At 69.5% G+C, this 21,132-nt stretch carries 16 protein-coding genes; 10 read left to right on the top strand and 6 right to left on the bottom strand.

Features of this window, described 5'->3' with window-relative positions:
- Positions 1 to 156 precede the first annotated feature (156 nt).
- The 6 genes from C7416_RS20705 to C7416_RS20680 all read left to right on the top strand — a co-directional run bounded on the left by C7416_RS20705 (position 157) and on the right by C7416_RS20680 (position 6,278).
- The gene (locus C7416_RS20705) at positions 157 to 630 is read left to right on the top strand and encodes a tripartite tricarboxylate transporter TctB family protein (protein WP_111520656.1); all 474 of its coding nucleotides are present in this window, start codon (positions 157 to 159) and stop codon (positions 628 to 630) included.
- A gap of 28 nt (positions 631 to 658) precedes the next feature.
- Positions 659 to 2,173: a tripartite tricarboxylate transporter permease gene (locus tag C7416_RS20700; protein ID WP_111520655.1), complete on the top strand. Its 1,515-nt coding sequence runs from the start codon at positions 659 to 661 to the stop codon at positions 2,171 to 2,173.
- A 113-nt stretch (positions 2,174 to 2,286) separates the two neighbouring features.
- Positions 2,287 to 3,345 carry an AbrB family transcriptional regulator gene (locus C7416_RS20695; RefSeq protein ID WP_111520654.1) on the top strand — a complete coding sequence of 353 codons (1,059 nt, stop codon included), beginning with the start codon at positions 2,287 to 2,289 and terminating at the stop codon, positions 3,343 to 3,345.
- 50 nt (positions 3,346 to 3,395) lie between these two features.
- Positions 3,396 to 3,809 carry a PaaI family thioesterase gene (locus C7416_RS20690; RefSeq protein ID WP_111520653.1) on the top strand — a complete coding sequence of 138 codons (414 nt, stop codon included), beginning with the start codon at positions 3,396 to 3,398 and terminating at the stop codon, positions 3,807 to 3,809.
- 17 nt (positions 3,810 to 3,826) lie between these two features.
- Positions 3,827 to 4,723: a patatin-like phospholipase family protein gene (locus tag C7416_RS20685; RefSeq protein WP_111520652.1), complete on the top strand. Its 897-nt coding sequence runs from the start codon at positions 3,827 to 3,829 to the stop codon at positions 4,721 to 4,723.
- A gap of 67 nt (positions 4,724 to 4,790) precedes the next feature.
- The gene (locus tag C7416_RS20680) at positions 4,791 to 6,278 is read left to right on the top strand and encodes a dihydrolipoyl dehydrogenase family protein (RefSeq protein WP_111520651.1); all 1,488 of its coding nucleotides are present in this window, start codon (positions 4,791 to 4,793) and stop codon (positions 6,276 to 6,278) included.
- Positions 6,279 to 6,404: 126 nt separating this feature from the next.
- Here the strand turns inward: C7416_RS20680 and C7416_RS20675 are convergent, their stop codons facing one another.
- Both C7416_RS20675 and C7416_RS20670 read right to left on the bottom strand, forming a co-directional pair.
- The gene (locus C7416_RS20675) at positions 6,405 to 7,868 is read right to left on the bottom strand and encodes a sensor histidine kinase (protein WP_111520650.1); all 1,464 of its coding nucleotides are present in this window, start codon (positions 7,866 to 7,868) and stop codon (positions 6,405 to 6,407) included.
- 1 nt (position 7,869) lies between these two features.
- A complete protein-coding gene (locus tag C7416_RS20670) occupies positions 7,870 to 8,544 on the bottom strand; it encodes a response regulator (protein ID WP_012354366.1) in 675 nt (224 codons plus the stop codon).
- A gap of 204 nt (positions 8,545 to 8,748) precedes the next feature.
- On the opposite strand from C7416_RS20670, the gene C7416_RS20665 reads away from it, so the two are divergent.
- The gene (locus C7416_RS20665) at positions 8,749 to 9,951 is read left to right on the top strand and encodes an ABC transporter substrate-binding protein (protein ID WP_373424914.1); all 1,203 of its coding nucleotides are present in this window, start codon (positions 8,749 to 8,751) and stop codon (positions 9,949 to 9,951) included.
- Positions 9,952 to 9,975: 24 nt separating this feature from the next.
- On the opposite strand, the gene C7416_RS20660 is transcribed toward C7416_RS20665, so the two are convergent.
- Positions 9,976 to 10,719, bottom strand: coding sequence for a TetR family transcriptional regulator (locus C7416_RS20660; protein ID WP_111520649.1), 744 nt, complete (start codon positions 10,717 to 10,719; stop codon positions 9,976 to 9,978).
- 620 nt (positions 10,720 to 11,339) lie between these two features.
- Between C7416_RS20660 and C7416_RS20655 the strand changes: the two genes are divergently transcribed.
- From C7416_RS20655 to C7416_RS20645, 3 genes are all read left to right on the top strand, one after another.
- A complete protein-coding gene (locus C7416_RS20655; protein ID WP_111520648.1) occupies positions 11,340 to 12,590 on the top strand; it encodes an efflux RND transporter periplasmic adaptor subunit in 1,251 nt (416 codons plus the stop codon).
- Positions 12,591 to 12,662: 72 nt separating this feature from the next.
- The gene (locus C7416_RS20650) at positions 12,663 to 15,815 is read left to right on the top strand and encodes an efflux RND transporter permease subunit (protein WP_111520647.1); all 3,153 of its coding nucleotides are present in this window, start codon (positions 12,663 to 12,665) and stop codon (positions 15,813 to 15,815) included.
- A gap of 2 nt (positions 15,816 to 15,817) precedes the next feature.
- A complete protein-coding gene (locus C7416_RS20645) occupies positions 15,818 to 17,305 on the top strand; it encodes an efflux transporter outer membrane subunit (protein ID WP_111520646.1) in 1,488 nt (495 codons plus the stop codon).
- Between the two features lie 226 nt (positions 17,306 to 17,531).
- Here the strand turns inward: C7416_RS20645 and C7416_RS20640 are convergent, their stop codons facing one another.
- The 3 genes from C7416_RS20640 to C7416_RS20630 form a co-directional block, all read right to left on the bottom strand.
- Complete coding sequence (locus tag C7416_RS20640; RefSeq protein WP_111520645.1) at positions 17,532 to 18,371, bottom strand: OmpW/AlkL family protein; 840 nt, start codon at positions 18,369 to 18,371, stop codon at positions 17,532 to 17,534.
- Between the two features lie 70 nt (positions 18,372 to 18,441).
- Positions 18,442 to 19,698: a DUF2957 domain-containing protein gene (locus C7416_RS20635; RefSeq protein ID WP_111520644.1), complete on the bottom strand. Its 1,257-nt coding sequence runs from the start codon at positions 19,696 to 19,698 to the stop codon at positions 18,442 to 18,444.
- Between the two features lie 34 nt (positions 19,699 to 19,732).
- On the bottom strand, positions 19,733 to 21,088 hold the full coding sequence (locus C7416_RS20630) for a DUF2957 domain-containing protein (RefSeq protein WP_111520643.1): 1,356 nt from the start codon (positions 21,086 to 21,088) through the stop codon (positions 19,733 to 19,735).
- Positions 21,089 to 21,132: the final 44 nt, after the last annotated feature.

Below are 21,132 nucleotides of genomic sequence, written 5' to 3'. Positions count from 1 at the left end.
TCCCGGTGGCCGGAAACACGGCGCGGGGCCCGGTGTCCACCTGCGATACCGAAGACAACAACACATGTCACTGGGCCCCGCCGCCGCGCGGGCAGCATCCGCCAGCGTCGCGCACGCCCGCCCCCGCGGCTCGGCGACCATGGCCAAGGAGTCTCCATGAAACCCTCGCACCTCGCCATCGGCATCGCCGTGCTGGCGATCTCGCTGTTCTTCTTCCTCGGGCTGTCCGGCATCACCGGCGACGAGGGCTATGCGGGCCTGTCGCCGCGCTTCGTGCCCACGCTGGTGGCGATCGGCCTGGCGGTGTGCGGCGCGCTGCTGACCTGGCAGGGCGTGCGCGGCGGTTTCCGCAACATGCCGGAAGAGGACGCCGAGCTGCCCAATGCGCCGCACAACTTCGGCGGTTTCCTCTGGGTCGCCGCGGGCCTGGTGCTGAACATGGCGCTGATCGGCACGCTCGGCTTCGTGCTGTCGTCGACGCTGCTGATGGTCTGCGTGGCGCGCGGCTACGGCAGCCGCCGCGTCGTGCGCGACGCCATCATCGGGCTGTGCATCACGGTGCCGATGTGGGCGCTGTTCGAGTTCCTGCTCGGCATCAACCTGCCGCTGCTGCCCATCGCCGGCTTCTGAGCCCGCCCGTCCCGCAAGGAGTCTTCGCATGGATACCCTGAACCAGCTGATGCACGGCTTTGCCGTCGCGATCACGCCGATCAACCTGATGTGGGCCCTGGTGGGCTGCTTCCTCGGCACCGCCATCGGCGTGCTGCCGGGCATCGGCCCTGCGCTGACGGTGGCGATGCTGTTGCCGCTGACCGCCAAGGTCGAGCCCACCGCGGCGCTGATCATGTTTGCCGGCATCTACTACGGCGCGATGTACGGCGGCTCGACCACCTCGATCCTGATGAACACGCCGGGCGAGTCCTCCACCATGGTCACCGCCATGGAAGGCAACCTGATGGCGAAGAACGGCCGCGCCGGCCCGGCGCTGGCGACCGCGGCGATCGGCTCGTTCGTGGCCGGCACCATTGCCACCGTGATGCTGTCGCTGTTCGCGCCGGTGGCCGCCGACGTGGCGCTGCAGTTTGGCCCGGGCGAGTACTTCATGATCATGCTGCTGGCCTTCACCACGGTGTCGGCGGTGCTGGGCTCGTCGCTGCTGCGCGGCATGACTGCGCTGTTCCTGGGCCTGGGCATCGGCCTGATCGGCATGGATTCGCTGTCGGGCCAGACCCGCTATTCGATGAACGTGCAGGAGCTGTACGACGGCATCGATATCGTGGTGGTCGCCGTCGGCCTGTTCGCGGTGGGCGAGGCGCTGTTCAATGCGTTCTTCCCGCAGCCGCCCAGCACCTACAACAAGCTCAGCTCGACCCATATGAACCGGTCGGACTGGAAGCGCTCGCTGCCGGCGTGGATCCGCGGCACCTTCATCGGCTTCCCGTTCGGGCTGATCCCGGCGGGCGGCGCCGAGATCCCGACCTTCCTGTCGTATGCGACCGAGAAGAAGCTGTCGGACCACAAGGAAGAGTTCGGCAAGGTCGGCGCGATCGAAGGCGTGGCCGGCCCCGAGGCCGCCAACAACTCGGCCGTGACCGCGACGCTGGCGCCGCTGCTGACGCTGGGCATTCCCACTTCCAACACCACCGCGATCCTGCTGGCGGCGTTCCAGAACTACAACCTGCAGCCGGGCCCGATGCTGTTCCAGACCTCGGGCGACCTGGTGTGGGGCCTGCTGGCGTCGCTGTATATCGGCAACGTCATGCTGCTGGTGCTGAACCTGCCGGCGATCGGCCTGTGGGTGCGCATGCTGCGCGTGCCGACGCCGCTGCTGTATGGCGGCATCCTGATCTTCGCCGGGCTGGGCGCGTACGGCATCCGCCAGTCGTGGTTCGACCTGCTGCTGCTGTTCGCGATCGGCCTGCTCGGCATGGTGATGCGCCGCTTCGACTTCCCCACCGCGCCGGTGATCGTCGGCATGATCCTCGGGCCGATGGCGGAGAAGCAGCTGCGCAATGCGCTGTCGATCGGCCAGGGCGACTGGAGCCTGTTCCTGCGCCAGCCGATCTCGGCCTCGATCCTGGCGCTGACGGTGGCGGTGGTGGTGATCCCGCGCCTGCTGCGCTGGCACGCCGGCCGCGGCAGCGCGCATGCGCAGGCAGACAACGCCGCGTGATTCGCGTTAGCATGCGATAGTCTCTGCGGGGCCCGGCGCCATGGCGTGCGGGCCTCTTTGTTTTCTCTCGTCACAACAACAAGCGCCGGCGCTCAGCGCCAGGCCGCTGACCGATGCCGCTTGCCGCCAACCGCTGGCTGTCCGCGCTGCCCACGCTGGCGCTCGGGCTGGCCGCCGCCCTGCTCTGCACTCTCCTGCATACGCCGCTGCCGTGGATGATCGGGCCGCTGCTGGCGGTGGCCGCCGCGCGCATGGCCGGCGCCGACCTGCGCGCGCCGGCGCAGGCGCGCAATGCCGGCCAATGGGTCATCGGCGCCTCGCTCGGGCTGTATTTCACGCCGGACGTGGTGGCGCGGCTGGTGGAGTACCTGCCGTACATCGTCGCGGGCTCGTTGTTCGCGCTGGCGCTCGGCGCGGGCGGAGCGCTGCTGCTGCGGCGGACCACTGGCGTCGCCTTCAAGACCGCGTTCTTTTCCACCGCTATCGGCGGCGCCTCGGAGATGGCCAACCTGGCCGAGCGCAACGGCGCGCGCATCGACCAGGTGGCGGCGGCGCATTCGCTGCGGGTGCTGATGGTGGTGGTGACGGTGCCGGCGATCTTCCAGTACGGCGGCATCCACGGGCTCGACCCGTATATCCCGGGCCCGCGCGTGGTCAGCGCGCCGGGGCTGCTGGCGCTGGTGGCGATCACGCTGGGCGTGGCGCTGCTGGTGAAGCGGCTGAACATGCCCAACCCGTTCGTGATCGGCACGCTGCTGGCGGCGGCGGTGCTGACCGCCTGCGGCATCGAGCTGTCGGCCATCCCCACCTGGATGAGCCGGGCCGGCCAGCTGCTGATCGGAGTGTCGCTGGGGGTGCGCTTCTCGCGCGAGTTCCTGCATACCGCGCCGCGCTTCCTGTCGGGGGTGGCGCTGTACACCGTGCTGGCGCTGGTGGTGTCGGCGCTGTTCGGCTGGGGGCTGTCGGCGCTGTCGGGCGCGCACCCAGCCACGGTGATCCTGGGCACCACCCCGGGCGGCATCGCCGAGATGTGCATCACCGCCAAGGTGCTCGAGGTCGGGGTGCCGCTGGTGACCGCCTTCCACGTGATCCGGATGGCGTTCGTGGTGCTGGCCACCGGGCCCCTGTATCATTGCCTCAAACATCGCGTCGCGCCGGAGGAGACAGAATAGCGGTCCGCCACAGGATCGCCATGGCGCGGCCAGACAGAACAAGGAGCCTCATGCCCGAAGCCCTGACCCTTGCCGACATCGACGCCACGCTCGAGCGCGTGCTGGCGCCGTGGGTACGCCAGCTCGGCCTGCGCGCCGAAGCCGTCGACGAGCGCGGCGTGACACTGCGCCTGCCGTTCAGCGAATCGTTCCGCCATGCGGGCGGCGTGGTCTGCGGCCAGGTGCTGATGTCCGCCGCCGATACCGCCATGATCGTCGCCGTGGCCAGCGCGCTGGGCGCGTTCCGGCCGATGACCACGGTGTCGCTGACCACCAACTTCATGCGCCCGGTGATCGACGGCGACGTGCTGGTGCGCGCCAACGTGCTGCGGCTGGGCAAGACCGTGGTGTTCGGCGAGATCGAACTGACCGGCACCGACGGCAAGCTGGCGGTGCAGGCCACCACCACCTACGCGCTGCTCTGACGCGCTGCGGAGCTCCGATGCTTTCCGGCGACGCCAATCCCTTCGACCAGGTCGTCTTTGCCGGCGGCGGCAACCGCTGCTGGTGGCAGGCGGGCTGGTGGGACACGGTCGCGCCGGAGCTGCAGCTGCGCCCGCGCGTGATCGCCGCGATCTCGGCCGGCGCGGCCACCGCCTGCATGGTCTATGCGCACGACTCGCACCAGACCATGGACTACTACCGCGCGGTGCTGGCCAGCAACCGCCGCAATGCCTACTGGGGCAACCTGCTGCGCAACGAGCGCGTATTCCCGCATTACGGCATCTACCGCACCGCGCTGCTGAGCATCTTTGCCGACGGGCGCCTCGCGCACCTGCAGCAGGCCCCCGAGATCCGCATCGGCGTGGCGCATATCCCGCGCTGGAGCGGTCCGCGCCTGGCGGTGGCGGCCGGGCTGCTGGCCTACAACATCGACAAGCACGTGCTCAAGACGCTGCACCCGCGGCTGGGGCGCAAGCTCGGCTTCCGGCCCGAATTCGTGCGCGCGCAGGACTGCGCCTCGCCCGAGCAGCTGGCCGACCTGCTGCTGCAGTCGGCGTCGACGCCGCCGTTCACGCCGGTGCTGCGCCGCGACGGCCGCCCGGTGCTGGACGGCGGGCTGGTCGACAACGTGCCGGTCGACGCGCTCGATGGCGCGCCCGGCAATGTGCTGGTGCTGGTGACGCGGCTGTACCCGCGCCCACGCCGTTTCGTGCTGGAGCAAGGCGGCCAGCGCCGCCTGTACCTGCAGCCTTCGCAGCGCGTGCCGATCTCGAGCTGGGACTACACCCGGCCCGATGCCATGACGCACGCCTATGAACTGGGCCGCCGCGACGGGGAAACTTTCCTGCGCGAGTGGCCGTCGATCCTGAATACCGAACTGCGGCCCGCTGCCTAGTTTCCGTGTTGCCGGCGCTGGCCTGATGATTGTCGATGCGGCCCGCGTGCCGCGACAGGAGGCTTGGATGACCAAACGCCAGACACCGCTTTCCACCGTGCAGGGAACCAGCGCGCCGCGGCGCGCCCGCGAAGTCAGCGCGGCGCCACCAGTGCAGCAGGTGCCGCGCGCGCGCAGCGGCCGCACCCGGCGCAGCGACAAGGCGCGTGCGGCCGACCTGGTGGTGATCGGCGGCGGCTCGGCCGGCGTGGCCTGCGCGCGGCGCGCGGCGGCGCACGGTGCGCGCGTGATCCTGGTCGAGCGCGACGCCATCGGCGGCACCTGCGTCAATCGCGGCTGCGTGCCCAAGAAGATGCTGTCCTACGGCGCCTCGTGGTCGGCGATCCTGTCGGGCTGCCTGTCGCACACCGGCGGGCACGAGGACTGGCGCGATGCCATCGTGCGCGTCAACGCCGAGGTCGCGCGCCTGAACGTGGGCTACACCCAGCGCCTGACCGATGCGGGCGTGGAAGTGCTGCGCGGCGAGGCGCGCGTCACCGGCCCGGAGGAAGTCTGCGTCGGCGACGAGACCATCCAGGCGCGCCGCATCCTGATCGCCACCGGCGCGCGTCCGCGCACGCTCGACGTGCCCGGCGGCGACCTGGCCGCGAGCTCCGACGACGTCTTCACCTGGCAAAGCCTGCCCGCATCCGTCGCCGTCATCGGCGGCGGCTATATCGGCGTGGAACAGGCCTCGATCCTGTCGCGCTACGGCGTCAAGGTCGAGCTGGTCGTCGCCGGCGACCGGCTGCTGCCGCATTTCGACCACGACATCGGCACGGCGCTGGCCGACGCGCTGACCGCGCGCGGCGTGCGGCTGCACCTGAATGCGCGCGTGCACCTGCTGAGCCAGGCCAACGGCGCGGTCGAAGTCTGCTACCAGCCCACCAACGACCCGAGCCGCGCGGGCCAGACCGAAGCCGTGCGCGCGCAAGCCGCGCTGGCGGCGATCGGGCGCGTTTCCAATGTGCAGGACCTGGGGCTGGAAGCGCTGGGCGTGGCCTTCGGCGAGCGCGGCGGCATCCGCGTCGACCGCCAGTTCCGCAGCAGCGTGCGCAGCGTCTATGCGCTGGGCGATGCCATCGACGGCCTGCACCTGACGCCGGTGGCCACCGCGCAGGGGCGCTGGCTGGCCGACCGCTTGTTCGGGCGGCGCGGCGATCGCGCGGATTTCGATATCGTGCCGACCGCGGTGTTCTGCGAGCCCGCCATCGGCGCGGTGGGCTTGACTGAAGCGCAGGCCATCGAGGCTGCCGGCAAGCCCGAGCGCATCCGTACCGTGGTCAAGCGCTTTGTCTCGCTCGAGCATCGCTTTGCCGGGACGCCGCATCAGTCGGTGTTCAAGCTGGTGCTCAACGCGCGCAGCGGGCGCGTGCTGGGCGTGCATCTGATGGACAACGCGGCGCCGGAGATCGTGCAGGCGCTGGCGGTGGCGTTAAGGCTGGGGGTGAGGGAGTCGCATCTGCAGAGTACGGTGCAGGTGCATCCTACGGTGGCGGAGGAATTGTTCGGCTAACGGCGCGCCTTCATAGCCGCTTGTTGTCTCCCCTCTCCCGCTCGCGGGAGAGGGGCGGGGGAGAGGGCCGGCGCATCGACGAAGACCGGCGTCCAACTCCACGCACGCCCGGACCCTGTCGTAAACCTAGCCAGCCTCCACCGGCAATCTCAACACCGCCCGCACCCCGGTACCCTGCCCGCCTTCGCCTAGTTCCACCGTCCCGCCAAACCGCGCCGCCATCTCCCGCGAAATCGCCAGCCCCAGCCCCGAGCCCGGCTCGGCATTCCCCACCCGCCGGTAGAACCGCGCGAACACCTTCTCGCGTTCCTCGGCCGGGATGCCGGGGCCATCGTCCTCGACCACCAGGCAGGCGTGATCGCCCGCGCGCGTCGCCGACAGCGTGATGCGGCTGCCGCGCGGCGAGTACTGGATGGCGTTGTGGACCAGGTTGGCCAGCGCCTCGCGCAGCAGCGCGGGGTCGGCGCGCACCGGCAGTGCCAGCCCCGGCACCGGCTCCCAGCCGAAGTCCTGTTGCTTGCCGCGCGCCAGCGGCAGGTAGTCCAGCGCGACCTGCTCGGCCACGGTGACGGCATCGATGATGTCGATGCCTTCGCCGGCCTCGCCCGGTTGCGCCGCGGCGTCGGCGCGGTGCTGGCGTACCCGCGCCAGCGCCAGCAGCTGGTTGGTCAGCCGCGCGGCCTGTTCAAGTTGCGTGACGATGCCGCCCACCGCTTCGCCGGCGGCGGCGCGCGCGGCCTCGGGATCGGGCGCGTTGAGCTGGCGCTGGGCGAACTCGGCCTGAGTCTTGAGGATGGCCAGCGGGGTGCGCAACTGGTGCGCGGCATCGGCGATGAACTGGGCCTGCGACTGCGCCATCGCGGCCGAGCGCGACACGTGCAGGTTGACCGCATCGACCAGCGGCCGCACCTCGGCGGGCACGCGCTCGAACGCGAGCGGGGTCAGGTCTTCGGGCGAGCGCGCCTCGACATCGTCGCGCACGCGCGCCAGCGGACGCAGCACGTAGGTGACGCCGCCCACCAGGATCGCGGCGCTGAGCAGGATCAGCAGCAGGTCGCGCGCCAGCGCGCTGCGCCACACCGAGCCGATCAGCGCGCTGCGCGGCTCGGCGGTCTCGGCCACCTGGATGATCACGCGCATGCGCGCGTCGGGCCGGTACACCGGGCGCGCCATCGCGGCGATGCGCACGGCCTCGCCCAGGTATTCGGCGTCGTAGAAGCGCGGCTGGTTGTTGACCAGCGGGCCGCGCGGCAGCGGCAGGTCGCTGTAGCCGGTCACGGTCTCGACCTGGCCGGCGCGCTCGGTCGAGACGCGGTAGAACACGTGGGTCTGCGCCGCGGTCTCGAAGATCTCCATGGCGGCGTCGGGCAGCGTCAGCTGGACGTTGTCGCCGGCCATGCCGATGGCATTGTCGATGGCGCGGATCGAGCCGTAGAGCGAGCGGTCGTAGGCGGTGTTGGCGGCGTCGCGCAGGGTGCCGTAGGTAAGCCAGGTGTCGAGCGCCATCATCGCCGCCAGCGCCGGCAGCAACAGCAACAGCAGCTGCCGGCGCAGGCTGCCGCGGCGCCACAGCAGCACCGGGTGCCGCATCTCAGCCCTTCGCCTCCGGCTCCAGCAGATAGCCGAAGCCGCGCAGCGTGACGATGGTGACCCCGTGCCCGGCGAGCTTCTTGCGCAGCCGGTAGACCAGCACCTCGATCGCATCGGGCGAGACGTCGGCGTCGAGCGAGAACACCTTGTCGAGCAGCTGCGCCTTGGTCAGCGGCTGGCCGCTGCGTGCCAGCAGCGCGCCCAGCAGGGTCGATTCGCGCGGCGTCAGCGCCAGCGGCGCGCCGCCCAGCGTGAAGCTGCGGGTCTCGCCATCGAACACCAGCGTGCCGCACTGCAGGCGCGGATGGGCGCGCCCGCGGCTGCGGCGGATCAGTGCCAGCAGCCGCGCTTCCAGCTCGGCAATGGCGAAGGGCTTGGGCAGGTAGTCGTCGGCGCCCAGGTTCAGGCCGCGCACGCGCTCGTCCAAAGTGTCCTGCGCGGTCAGGATCAGCACCGGGGTGCGGTCGTCGCGCCCGCGCATCGACTTGAGCACGGCCAGCCCGTCCTTGCCGGGCAGCCGCAGGTCGAGCAGCACGGCGTCGTATTCCTCGGCCTGCAGGCGCGCCTCGGCCTGCAGCCCGTCGGCGACGTGCTCGATCACAAAGCCGCCCTGCTCCAGCGCGCGGGCGACCCAGCGTGCCAGTTCGACTTCATCCTCCACCAGCAGGATGCGCATGCCGGTCTCCTCCTGTGCCGGTTGGTTCTATGTTAGTTGCGGCGCGCACACGCGTGGGACAAGGCCTGGAAAGCGCCCGCAAAACCGGGGGCAGCACCGATGGAGCGCGCCCGCCGCGGGCGCCTATAATACCCTCGCCCCGCCGGTCCCGGCGCGCTTGCCGCTTTCCCCGGCACCACCGGCAGTCCCTCCGTCCCGAGCACCGTGTCCCCGCGTTCGTCCCCGCCGTTCCAGCCTTCCCCGCCGTGCCTGACCGACCGCGCTTCGCCCGCTTCGGGGCAGCGCCGCCGCCTGCTGGGCGCCGCGCTGCTGGGTGGCGCCGCCTGGCCCCTTCATGCCCAGTCCAGGCCGCCGGCTGCGCCGCCGGGGTATCCGTCGGGATACGACGCCACCATTGCCGGCGCGCTGCGCGAAGGCATGGTCACGGTGTACGCGTCGACCGACCTGGAGGTGGCGCGGCCGCTGATTGCCGCGTTCGAGGCGCGCTACCCCGGCATCCGCGTGCATTACCAGGATCTCAACACGGTCGAGCTCAACCAGCGCTTCCTGGCCGAGACCGCGGCGCTGTCGGGCCAGTCGCCGGGGCCGCGCGCCATCTATGCCGATGTGCTGTGGAGCACCGCGATGGACCTGCAGATCAAGCTGGTCAACGACGGCCATGCGCAGCGCTACGCCTCGCCCGAGCGCGCCGGCCTGCCGGGCTGGGCGGTGTGGCGCGACGAGGCCTGGGGCACCACCTTCGAGCCCGCGGTGATCGTCTACAACCGCCACCACCTGGCCGGCATGCGCCCGCCGCGCAGCCGCAGCGGGCTGGCGCGGCTGCTGCAGGAGCACGCGCCGCGCTGGCATGGCAAGGTGGTGACTTACGACGTGGAGCGCTCGGGGGTGGGCTACCTGCTGGCGCAGCAGGACGCGCGCATGGGCAGCGAGTTCTGGTACCTGGCGCAGGCGCTGGGCCGGGCCGGGGTGCAGCTGTCGGCGTCGACCGCCGAGATGATCGAGCGCATCGCCAGCGGCGAGCTGGTGATGGGCTACAACCTGCTGGGGTCCTATGCCTTGTCGCTGATGCAGCGCGGCGCGGCGATCGACGTGATCGCCCCCAGCGACTACACGCTGGTGATGTCGCGCGTGGCCTTTATCGCACGGCGTGCGCCGCGGCCCAATGCGGCGCGGCTGTGGCTGGATTACCTGCTGTCGCGCGAGGGCCAGGCGCTGCTGGCCAAGTCGACCTCGCAGCTCTATACCATCCGCACCGATACCGACAGCGTGCACACCGCCGCGGCGCTGTCGGAGCGGCTCGGCTACGCGCTCAAGCCGATCAGCGTCGGCCCGGGGCTGCTGGCGGCGCAGGACGCGATGCGCAAGCGCGCGTTCCTGGCGCGCTGGCGCGAGGCGATGCGCGGCTAGCGCGGCGTCCGCAATCAGCTGGGTTCAGGGCACCAGGTCGGGGGTATCGAGACCGCCCTCCTGCGCGCCGGCGCAAGCCTGCCGGCACAGCGTGGACAGCTCCTGGTCCAGCTCGGCCATCGGGCGCGGCACGTAGCCGTGGCGCAGCGCCGGGGAGAATTTCAGGGTATCGATGAAGGCGTCGGACAGGCGCTCGGCATTGGCGTCGAGGTTGAAGTCCTGCGGCGAGAACAGCCAGTGCGCCAGCACCCCGCCCACCGCGGCATGGAAGGCGTTGACGGCCAGGTCCAGGTCAAGGTCGGCCGGCAGTTGGCCGCGCTCCACCGCCAGGCGCAGGTGTTCGCGCATCTTGATCAGGCCGTCCTGGTGCGACTGGCGCTGGCGCTCGAAGATGGCGCCGTTGTCCTGCACCATTTCGCACTTGTGGAAGATGATCTCGAAGACCCGGCGCCAGCGCGGGTTGATCACGGTCTGGCGCATCACATAGGCGCAGATGTCGCGGATGCCGCCGAGCGGATCTTCCTGGCGCGCCAGCCGCTCCGGCTCGATCAGCGCTTCCACCGGCAAATGGACGCGGTCGCACATGGCGGCGAACACATCGCTCTTGTTCTTGAAGTGCCAGTAGATCGCGCCGCGGGTCACCCCCGCGGCCTCGGCAATGTCGGCCAGCGACGGGCGTGCCACGCCGCGGGCGTGGAACACGGCCTCGGCCGCGTCGAGTATCCGGTGGCGCGTCTCAAGCGCCTCTTCCTTGGTGCGTCTGACCATGATTGTCTCTGGTGCCGGCGACATGGCGCGATCGGGCGCGCATGGCCGGCCTGGTTGGTTCTCTCCCTGATGCGCCTGCCATGGCAGCCGCACATGCCGGTGGCCTGGGCCCCGGCGGGTCGTTGTCATCACATGATGGGCATTGCCAAGCTTGCGAGCCGACACGACGGCGCGCATCCTAACCCGAGCCGGCGGTTTGCGCCGTGATCCGGGGGCGGAGTGGACGCTTTTCGTACCGATCCGATCGCTGGAGCGGCATGGTCTTGCGTCTAGCCGTGCCTTTTCGGGCAGGTTGTGCGCCGAAAGGCCCTTTCGCCACATCAACTTAACATACATGCTTGAATGTATATATAATACGCGCTTGCCCGGCATTCGGCCAGCCGCCCTCTGTGACCTACCCAGCACGGCGGGCGATCCTGCCGCAGGCCAGCCGGACAATTTATCCAGTCGTTACACAAAAGCCACCGTTCGTCGCAATCGTCACCGCGACGCCGCGGTTTGTGGCTAGCATCACGCTTTTGCCCGCCGCAAAGCCTTGCGGCGCGCCATGTCGTTCCCGCTTGTCCGATGACAGGCCGGGGCGCCACGGCGGATCTCAAATTGCCATCATGGGGTTATCGATGAGGAAGTCCCAACGTATCAGTCGCGTTGCAGCTTACGCACTAGCGGCCCTGTCGGCCGTGGCGCTGTCCGCCTGCGGCGACAAGAAGGCCGAGGGCGGCGCCCCGCCGCCGCCTGAAGTGGGCGTGGTCACCGTGACGCCGTCGCCGGTCGCCGTCGTCAATGAACTGCCGGGCCGCCTGGAAGGCGTGCGCACCGCCGAAGTGCGCGCACGCGTCGAAGGCATCGTGCTGTCGCGCAACTACACCGAAGGCGGCGAAGTGAAGGCCGGCCAGGTCATGTTCCGCATCGACCCCGCGCCCTACCAGGCCGAGCTGGCCTCGGCCCAGGCGGCGCTGCAGCGCGCCGAAGCCAACGCCGTGTCGGCGCGCCTGAAGGCCGACCGCTACAAGCCGCTGGTGGCGGTCAACGCGGTCAGCAAGCAGGAGTACGACGACGCCGTCGCCGCCGCCGGCCAGGCCAATGCCGACGTGGCGTCGGCCAAGGCCGCGGTGCGCACCGCCCAGATCAACCTGGGCTACACCACCGTGACCGCGCCGATCAGCGGCCGCGCCGGCCGCGCGCTGGTGACCGAGGGCGCGCTGGTGGGCAAGGGCGAGGCGACCAAGCTGGCGCTGGTGGAGCAGGTCGACCCGATGTGGGTCACCTTTACCCAGCCGGCCTCCGAAGTCACGCGCCTGCGCCGCGCCATCGAGTCCGGCGCGGTCAAGGGCGTCAACGGCGGTGCCAACGTGCACCTGTTCGTCGAAGACGGCCGCGAGTATGCGCACACCGGCAAGCTGCTGTTCTCCGACATGACGGTCGACCCGACCACCGGCGCGATCACGCTGCGGGCGCAGTTCCCCAACCCGAACCGCGAGCTGCTGTCGGGCACCTTCGTGCGCGTGAAGATCGAGCAGGGCGTGGACGAGAACGCCCTGACCGTGCCGCAGCGCGCGCTGATCCGCGGCGCCCAGGGCGCCAGCGTGATGGTGGTGGGTGCCGACGGCAACGTCGCGGCGGTGCCGGTCAAGGCGCCGCAGGCGATCGGTGACCGCTGGATCGTGACCGAAGGGCTGAAGGGCGGCGAGAAGGTGATCGTCGAGGGCCTGCAGAAGGTCAAGGTCGGCGCGCCGGCCAAGCCGGTGCCGTTCGTGCAGGCGGGTGCCTCGGCGCCGGCCGCAACGCCGACCGCAGCTTCCGCTGCCCCGGCCTCGGCCCCCAAGGCCGAAGCGAAGCAGGAAGCGAAGGCCGAGGGCAAGCAAGGCTGAACACCGCCGGGCCGCGGCGGCTGACGCCAGCCGCCGCGGCACACAGGGCTAGACAAAGAGGGAGCCAGTCTTATGGCCAAGTTTTTTATCGACCGGCCGGTGTTCGCGTGGGTGCTCGCGCTGATCATCGTGCTGGGCGGCATATTGTCGATCCTGCAGTTGCCGATCGCGCAATATCCGAACATCGCCCCGCCGACGATCTCGGTCACCGCCACCTATCCGGGTGCGTCGGCCAAGACGCTGGAGGATTCCGTCACTTCGGTGATCGAGCAGGAGCTTAACGGCGCCCCCAACCTGCTCTACTACAGCTCCACCAGCGAGTCGTCCGGCCTGGCCAGCATCACCATCGCCTTTGCGCCGGGCTCGAACGTCGACCTGAACTCGGTCGAGGTGCAGAACCGACTCAAGCGCGTGGAAGCGCGCCTGCCGGCGGAAGTGCGCCAGCAGGGCGTGCGCGTCGACAAGGCCGGGAACAACTACATGATGTTCCTGACCGTGTCGTCCAAGTCCGGCACGGCCAGCGCGATCCAGCTCGGCAACTACGTCTCGGCGCAGGTGATCGACTCGATCCGCCGCGTGCCCGGCGTGGGCCAGGCCGACCTGTTCGGCACCGAGTACGCGATGCGGATCTGGCTGGACCCGGCCAAGCTGACCGGCTTCAACCTGACCCCGACCGACGTCACCGCGGCGGTGGGCGAGCAGAACATCCAGGTCGCCGTGGGCGAGCTGGGCGGCACGCCCTCGCCCAAGGGCACCGAGCTCAACGCCACCGTCACCACCGAAAGCCGGCTGACCACGCCGGAGCAGTTCGGCAACATCCTGCTGCGTACCAACCCGGACGGGTCGTCGGTGCGCATCAAGGACGTCGGCCGCGTGGAACTGGGCGGCGCCGACTACTCAACCCAGGCCCGCACCAACGGCAAGCCGTCGGCGGCCATCGCCATCAAGCTGGCCCCGACCGGCAACGCGCTCGCCACCGCCACCGCGGTGCGCGCCAAGATGGAAGAGCTGTCGAAGAACTTCCCGGGAGACTACGAGTACTCGGTGCCGTACGACACCTCGGCCTTCGTCAAGATCTCGATCGAGGAAGTGATCAAGACCCTGCTCGAAGCCGTGGTGCTGGTGTTCCTGGTGATGTACCTGTTCCTGCAGAACTTCCGCGCCACGCTGATCCCGACGCTGGTGGTGCCGATCGCGCTGCTGGGCACGTTCGGCGCGCTGCTGGCGTTCGGCTTCTCGATCAACGTGCTGACCATGTTCGGCATGGTGCTGGCCATCGGTATCCTGGTGGACGATGCCATCGTGGTGGTCGAGAACGTCGAGCGGATCATGAGCGAGGAAGGCCTGTCGCCGCGCGAAGCGACGCGCAAGGCCATGGGCCAGATCACCGGCGCCATCGTCGGCATCACGCTGGTGCTGACCGCGGTGTTCATCCCGATGGCATTCTTCTCGGGTTCGGTGGGCAACATCTACCGCCAGTTCTCGCTGTCGCTGATCGCCTCGATGGCGTTCTCGGCGCTGCTGGCGCTGACGCTGACCCCGGCGCTGTGCGCGACCATGCTCAAGCCGGTGGAAGCGGGCCATCACCATGAGAAGAAGGGTTTCTTCGGCTGGTTCAACCGCACCTTCGCCACGGCCTCGACCGGCTACCAGGGCGTGGTCGCGCGCATCCTCAAGCGCACCGGCCGTTACCTGATCATCTACGCGCTGATCATCGCCGGCGTGGTGGTGCTGTTCAAGCGCCTGCCGTCGTCGTTCCTGCCCGATGAAGACCAGGGCTACATGATCACCGTGGTGCAACTGCCCAACGGCGCGACCCAGGACCGTACCATCGGCGTGCTCAAGCAGATCGAGGACTACTACCTGCAGAAGGAAAGCAAGGTGGTGGACCAGATGATCACGGTGGCGGGCTTCTCGTTCTTCGGCCGCGGCCAGAACGGCGGTATCGCGTTCGTGCGCCTGAAGGACTGGAAGGAGCGTACCGGCGAGGGCGAGACCGCGCAGGCGCTGGTCGGCCGTGCCTTCGGCGCGCTGTCGTTCATCAAGGACGCGATCATCTTCCCGCTCAATCCGCCGGCGATTTCCGAGCTGGGCAACTCCTCGGGCTTTGACTTCCGCCTGCAGGACCGCACCGGCCAGGGCCACGCCAAGCTGATGGAAGCGCGCAACATGATGCTCGGCATGGCCGCGCAGAGCCCGGTGCTGATGGGCGTGCGTCCGGAAGGCCAGGAAGACGCGCCGCAGCTGCAGATCGACATCGACCGCGAGAAGGCCAAGGCGCTCGGCGTCTCGGTGGCGAGCATCAACTCGACGCTGTCGATCGCCTTCGGCTCCAACTACGTCAACGACTTCATCTACGAAGGCCGCGTGCGCAAGGTGATCGTGCAGGCCGAGGGCGCCGACCGCAGGCTGCCGGACGACCTGACCAAGCTGCGCGTGCGCAACAGCAACGGCGACATGGTGGCGTTCGCGGCGTTCGCGACCTCGAAGTGGGTGATGGGCTCGCCGCGCCTGGAGCGCTACAACGGCATGCCGGCGGTGAAGCTGGCGGGCCAGGCCGCGCCGGGCCGCAGTACCGGCGAAGCCATGCGCGTGATGGAGGAGAACTTCGCCAAGCTGCCCCCGGGCTTCGGCTTCGAGTGGTCGGGCCAGTCGTACGAAGAACGCCTGGCCGGCTCGCAGGAACCGATCCTGTATACGCTGTCGCTGATCATCGTGTTCCTGTGCCTGGCCGCGCTGTATGAAAGCTGGTCGATCCCGTTCTCGGTGCTGCTGGTGGTGCCGCTGGGCGTGCTCGGCGCGCTGCTGGGCGTGACGCTGCGCGGCATGCCCAACGACGTGTACTTCAAGGTGGGCCTGATCGCCACCATCGGCCTGTCGGCGAAGAACGCCATCCTGATCGTGGAATTCGCCAAGGACCTGCAGGCGCAGGGCAAGGGCCTGATCGAAGCCACGCTGGAAGCGGTGCACCTGCGCTTCCGCCCGATCCTGATGACGTCGATGGCGTTCATCCTCGGCGTGCTGCCGCTGGCGATCGCCACCGGCGCGGGCTCGGGCAGCCAGCGCGCCATCGGTACCGGCGTGATGGGCGGGATGATCACGGCCACGGTGCTGGCGATCTTCCTGGTGCCGGTGTTCTTCGTGGTGGTGCGCAAGCGCTTCAAGGGCAGTGCCCGCCAGCGCATGCTGGACCAGAAGTGGCACGATCCCCAAGAGGAAATCTGAACATGACCAAGACTCTGACCACACTGCTGCTGGTGGCCGGCGTTCTGACGGGGTGCACGCTGGCACCCCACTATGACCGCCCTGCCCCGCCGGTGGCAGACAGCTTCCCGACCGCGCCCGAAGGCTATGCCACGGCCGAGGTGAAGAGCGGCGAAACCCGCCGCGCCGCCGATATCGGCTGGCGCGAGTTTTTCCGCGACCCGCGCCTGCAGGCGCTGATCGCGACCTCGCTGGAAAACAACCGCGACCTGCGCACCGCGGCGCTGCGCATCGAGGAAGCGCGCGCGCTGTACCAGGTGCAGCGCGCCGACCTGCTGCCCACGGTAAACGTCAACGGCAGCTACACCCGTGCCCGCACCACCGCCGCCCAGTCGGCGACGGTGCTCGGCCAGCCGGGCGTGACCGAGGTGTACCAGGTCGGCCTGGGGATCTCGTCGTACGAGCTCGATTTCTTCGGGCGCGTGCGCAGCCTGTCCAATGCCGCGCTGGCGCAGTACTTCGCCACCGAAGAGGCGCGCCGCTCGGCGCACATCTCGCTGGTCTCGGAAGTCGCCAAGGCCTATCTGGCCGAGCGCGCGTACGCCGAGCAGTACGAGCTGGCGCGCGACTCCCTGAAGGCGCGCGAAAGCACCTACGGGTTGGCCAAACAGCGCTTCGAGGCCGGCGCCACCTCGGCGCTGGACCTGCGCGACAACGAGTCGCTGGTGGCGCAGGCACGCGTCGCCGCGGCGCAGCTGGCACGCCAGCGCGCGCAGGCGCATAACGCGCTCGAAGTGCTGGTGGGCAAGCCCATCGGCACCATCGAGAACCTGCCCGAGCCGATGCGCCTGTCGGACGAGCGCATCATCAGCGATATCCCGCCGGGGCTGCCTTCGGACCTGCTCGAGCAGCGTCCCGATATCCGCCAGGCCGAGCAGCAGCTGCTGTCGGCCAACGCCAATATCGGCGCGGCGCGCGCGGCGTTCTTTCCGCGCATCACGCTGACCGCCAGTGGCGGCACCATCAGCCCGACGTTCTCCGGGCTGTTCGATGCCGGCACGCGCGCCTGGTCGTTCGCGCCGCAACTGGTGCTGCCGATCTTCGACTTCGGCCGCAATCTGTCCAACCTGGACGTGGCCAACGTGCGCAAGAACATCCAGGTCGCCAACTACGAGAAGACCATCCAGACGGCCTTCGCGGAAGTGGCGGACGCGCTGGTGGCGCGCGGCACGCTGGAAGACCAGGTCGCGGGCCAGGAACAGGCGCGCAACGCCGAGGCGGCTCGCTACGAGCTGTCGCGCCTGCGCTTCCGCAGCGGCGTGGCCAGCTACCTGGACGAGCTCGATGCGCAGCGCCAGCTGTTCACCGCGGAGCAGGCGCTGGTGCAGGCGCGGCAGCTGCGGCTGAACAATGCGATCGATTTGTACCGGTCGCTGGGCGGCGGCTTGCAGGAGAACAGTGCAGTGGCGCAGCAGGGCACGCCGGCGCAGCAGGGGACGGTGACGCAGTAAGTCCTTGCCTTAACGGTTGCCTTAACGAAAAACGACGCGCCTTGGCGCGTCGTTTTTTTTCGCGGGTTTGCTCCCCTCTCCCGCTTGCGGGAGAGGGGCCGGGGGAGAGGGCAGGCGCTGGCAATTGCGACGGCCTGTACTTCGTCGACGCTCCCGCCCTCACCCCAACCCTCTCCCGCAAGCGGGAGAGGGAGCGCGCCTCAGCAAATGACAGACGCCGCAGCCCTCAAAACTTGTACGAAGCCGCCACAAAGAACACCAGCGGATTCGGCTCCAGCTTCGTCTTCGACGTCGACAGCACCGTGCCATTCGCCGCCTTGATCGTCATCGTCGAGGTGGTCTTCAGCGGAATGTAGGTCACCGCCGCGGTCAGGCCCCAGTGCTCGTCGAAGTTGTAGGTGCCGCCGATATTGAAGACCGGCGCCCACGACGACGACGCATCGGCGCTGACCGAGGTCGGTCCCGGAATGCCCGCGCCCGCGGCCAGGATGGCGCCGAGGTTGTTGTTGACCGAGCTGGCGAAGGCCGGATTGACTTCGATGTTGGTAAAGAAGTTGTACGAGACCCCGAGCCCCAGGAATGGCCGGAAGCGCGTGCCCGGCTCCAGGAAGTGGTACTGCACCATCGCCGCCGGGCTCCACTGGCGCGCCTTGGTGATGATCGGGTTCAGCGCCGGGTCGCCCAGGCTCTGGCGGCCGAGCGCGCCGGCCGGGCCGGGCGGGATCAGCTCGCCATGGCCATAGAGCTTGAACTCGGGCGGGATGCCGCCCACCGCGGTGATGGCGATATGGTCGGTGACGAAGTGGCTGAAGGTCAGCCCCAGCGTATTGGCGTTGGACGACGAGATGCTGCTGCCCGGCGCGGTGAAGCTCGACGGCAGCCCCAGCGGGTAGTTGATCGGCACGTCCAGCAGCGAGGTGGTGAGCGGGTCGCTCTGGCCGTGGGTCCGGATATGGAACCAGCCGGCCGAGACCACGTTGTCGCCCTTCTTCTGGGCGTGGGCAGGCACGGCGATGCTGGCCAGCGCGGCCAGCACCAGCGCAAGCGTCAGGTGCAAGGTCTTCATGTTGTGTCCCCGGGTCAGTGATGTATCGATGGAGGCGCCGGGGCTGCGATGGCCCCGGGCCTGGGCCGGCTTACTGCACGAACGCGCCGACGGTGAAGTACGGGCCGTTGTCGCGCTGCTCCAGGAAGCCGAACACGCCGCCGGTGAACATCAGCTTGCCGGTCGGCGCCGAGCCCGCCGGCGCCTCGCGGCGCGAGGTGCGCACCATGCCCGGCACCTGCTGCGCGAAGTCGAGCCGGTACGGGATCGCCAGCGACGCATCGGACGGCCGGAACGGATCCATCATGGTCGCGGCGGCGCCCACCAGCGCCGTCACGCGGTAGTTGAAGTTGCTGTCGACGCCGACGTATTCGCCATTGACCGTGCCCTCGGTAACCGCCACCGCCGGCGCCATCATGCCGATGCCGATCTCGTCGTCGGCGCCGAGGGGCCCGTTGGCGAGCGAGTCGTTGGCATAGCCCACGCGGATCATGATCGGCACCAGCTGGCCGCGCAGCTTGCCGACGATCAGGTAGGCCTTGCCCAGCGTGCTGCCCAGCGTGGGCGGCTGGCTCTCGGCCTTGTAGTGGGTCGACAGCAGCGCGCCGCTGGGCTGCGGCACGAAGTTGTTGCCCTTGCGCTCGCAGGTATTGGTGGCGTTGTCGCACACCGTGAACGAACCATCGGCGGCGAGCGCCATGCGGTAGTCCTGCGCCACCAGCTGGAACTGCTTGGACGGCACCTCGTGGAAGCCGGTGCCGTGGTATTGCCCGGCGATCTTCGAGAGGTCGGTCTCGGTTTGCGCGAAGCCGATGAACTGGAAGTACGGGAAGGTGGTATCGGGCACCGCCCCGGCGCCGAGCACGCCGTTGAACTGGATGCGCGCGCCGGGGATGGTGCCGCCCGCCACGCCTTCGCCGACGAAGAGCTTGGCCGGGCGGTTGGGATCGAGGCTGGCGCCGCTCAGCTCGAACGCACACTGGTTCAGCTTCTCGGTGGGCAGGCCGGTCTCGGCCTTGAGCGTGCCGCGCATCACGTTCAGGCCGTTGGTAGGATCGCTGCGCGTGGGCTGCACGGTGCCGGTCTGGCGCGGCACCGAGGAATCGAGGAAGGTCACCTGCCAGGTCATGCGGGTGGTGTCGATCTGCACCTTGACCAGCTCGCCCGAGCCGGTGCCGCCGGTGAAGGTGGTGTTGTAGTCGAGCGAGGCCGGGCACAGGCGCGTCTGCGCGGCCGTGGGCGTGGCCGGGGCGTCGTCGCCGCCGCCGCCACCGCCGCAGGCGGCAAGCATGGCGGTGGCGGCCACGGCCAGCGTGCGCGCCGGCAGGTTGTTTCGTTGGGGCTGCATGGTTGTCTCCTCGTTGCTTTTGTCTGCGCTGCGATCAGGGCGCCGCGAGCACGCCGACACGGAAGGTCGGATTCGCACCGCCGCTGCCTGACAAGTGGCTGAACACGCGGCCGCTGGCGATCAGCGCGCCGGAGGTGCCGCTGTTGTCGGTGGTGTTCAACATGCCCGCCGCCGCCTGCGTGAAGTCGAGTTGGAAGCCGCCGGTCTGGTTCATCGTCATCGGGTCGAGCAGGTCGACGCGCGCGCCCTTGACCAGCGACGCGGTGTAGGCAAAGTCGCTGCCCGAGCCGATATAGCCGCCGTCGAGCCGGCCGCTGGCGAGCATCGTCGCCGGCGCCATCAGCGCCAGCCCCGATTCATCGTCGACATTGACCGTCAGCGGCAGCAGCGAGATCTGCGCATAGCCGGTGCGCACCAGCAGCGGCACCAGCGCGCCGTTGAGCTTGCCCACCACCATCAGCCCCTTGGCGCGGCTGGCGTTGCTGGCGGTGATGGCCTGGCTGTGGAACGACGGATAGCGGCGGCTGCCGTCGGCATTGCTGCTCTCGAACGCGCCGTCGGCACTGCGCAGCTTCCAGTTGTTGCCGGTGCTGAGGCAGCTGCCGCTCGCCGTGGTGCAGTTGCCGTCGGCGTTGAGCGTCTCGGTGGTCTGCGCGGTGGCGGGCGTGAAGTGGCTCGAGGCGGTCAGCGTGCCGCCCGACGGCACCTGGTGGTAGCCCAGCAGGTTGTAGGTGCCGGCCACCTTGGCGAAATCGGTCTCGGTCTGCGCGAACGCCAGCACCGGATAGAACGGGAAGGTGGTGGCCGGGATCGCGCCGAGGCCGAGTACGCCCGGATAGGAGATGGTGGCCCCGGGGATGCCGCCGCCGGCGACGCCGTTGCCGAGGAAGATCACCGGCGGTTTGGCGCTGTCGATATTCGCCTGCGAGACGCCGTCCGATGCCGTGGCGGTCTGCAGCGCCACCGCGCAGCGGTTCTGCTCGGCGGTAGGCAGCGAGGTCAGGTTGGCGAAGGTGCCGGTGAAGGTCACGCCCGCGCGCGTCGGGCTGACGCTGCCGGGCTGCTTGGGCACCGGCGACTCGATGATCTCCAGCTGGTAGGTGCGCGCCGCGGTATCGAAGCGCAGCCTGACCAGTTCGCCCGCGCCGGAGCCGCCGGTGAAGGTGGTGCTGTAGTCCAGCGCCGCCGGGCACAGCGATCCCGGCGGGCCGCCGAGGGTGACCGGCCCCTGCGCGGGGCACGTGCCGGTGTCCGCGCATTGCGGCGGTGCCTGCGTGCCGGCGCGCGGCGCGTCCTCATCGCCGCCGCCACCCCCGCAGCCGGCCAGCGCCGCGGCAACGCTCACCCCTGTCACAACCAAAGTCCTGCGCCAAAGCCTCGACATGGTCATTGCCTGTCTCCTGTTTTTGCTGCGACCCCTGTTGCCGGATCGGT

It is taken from the genome of Cupriavidus phytorum, assembly GCF_003254285.1.
Classification (GTDB): domain Bacteria; phylum Pseudomonadota; class Gammaproteobacteria; order Burkholderiales; family Burkholderiaceae; genus Cupriavidus; species Cupriavidus phytorum.
The sequence above is the reverse complement of the archived record's forward strand: the minus strand, read 5'-3'. Positions and strand labels throughout refer to the sequence as shown.

Bases quoted from the DNA above. Each gene is read 5' to 3' on its own strand.
- C7416_RS20705 (WP_111520656.1), top strand. From the start codon at position 157: ATGAAACCCTCGCACCTCGCCATCGGCATCGCCGTGCTGGCGATCTCG.
- C7416_RS20700 (WP_111520655.1), top strand. From the start codon at position 659: ATGGATACCCTGAACCAGCTGATGCACGGCTTTGCCGTCGCGATCACG.
- C7416_RS20695 (WP_111520654.1), top strand. From the start codon at position 2,287: ATGCCGCTTGCCGCCAACCGCTGGCTGTCCGCGCTGCCCACGCTGGCG.
- C7416_RS20690 (WP_111520653.1), top strand. From the start codon at position 3,396: ATGCCCGAAGCCCTGACCCTTGCCGACATCGACGCCACGCTCGAGCGC.
- C7416_RS20685 (WP_111520652.1), top strand. From the start codon at position 3,827: ATGCTTTCCGGCGACGCCAATCCCTTCGACCAGGTCGTCTTTGCCGGC.
- C7416_RS20680 (WP_111520651.1), top strand. From the start codon at position 4,791: ATGACCAAACGCCAGACACCGCTTTCCACCGTGCAGGGAACCAGCGCG.
- C7416_RS20675 (WP_111520650.1), bottom strand. From the start codon at position 7,868: ATGCGGCACCCGGTGCTGCTGTGGCGCCGCGGCAGCCTGCGCCGGCAG.
- C7416_RS20670 (WP_012354366.1), bottom strand. From the start codon at position 8,544: ATGCGCATCCTGCTGGTGGAGGATGAAGTCGAACTGGCACGCTGGGTC.
- C7416_RS20660 (WP_111520649.1), bottom strand. From the start codon at position 10,719: ATGGTCAGACGCACCAAGGAAGAGGCGCTTGAGACGCGCCACCGGATA.
- C7416_RS20655 (WP_111520648.1), top strand. From the start codon at position 11,340: ATGAGGAAGTCCCAACGTATCAGTCGCGTTGCAGCTTACGCACTAGCG.
- C7416_RS20650 (WP_111520647.1), top strand. From the start codon at position 12,663: ATGGCCAAGTTTTTTATCGACCGGCCGGTGTTCGCGTGGGTGCTCGCG.
- C7416_RS20645 (WP_111520646.1), top strand. From the start codon at position 15,818: ATGACCAAGACTCTGACCACACTGCTGCTGGTGGCCGGCGTTCTGACG.
- C7416_RS20640 (WP_111520645.1), bottom strand. From the start codon at position 18,371: ATGAAGACCTTGCACCTGACGCTTGCGCTGGTGCTGGCCGCGCTGGCC.
- C7416_RS20635 (WP_111520644.1), bottom strand. From the start codon at position 19,698: ATGCAGCCCCAACGAAACAACCTGCCGGCGCGCACGCTGGCCGTGGCC.
- C7416_RS20630 (WP_111520643.1), bottom strand. From the start codon at position 21,088: ATGACCATGTCGAGGCTTTGGCGCAGGACTTTGGTTGTGACAGGGGTG.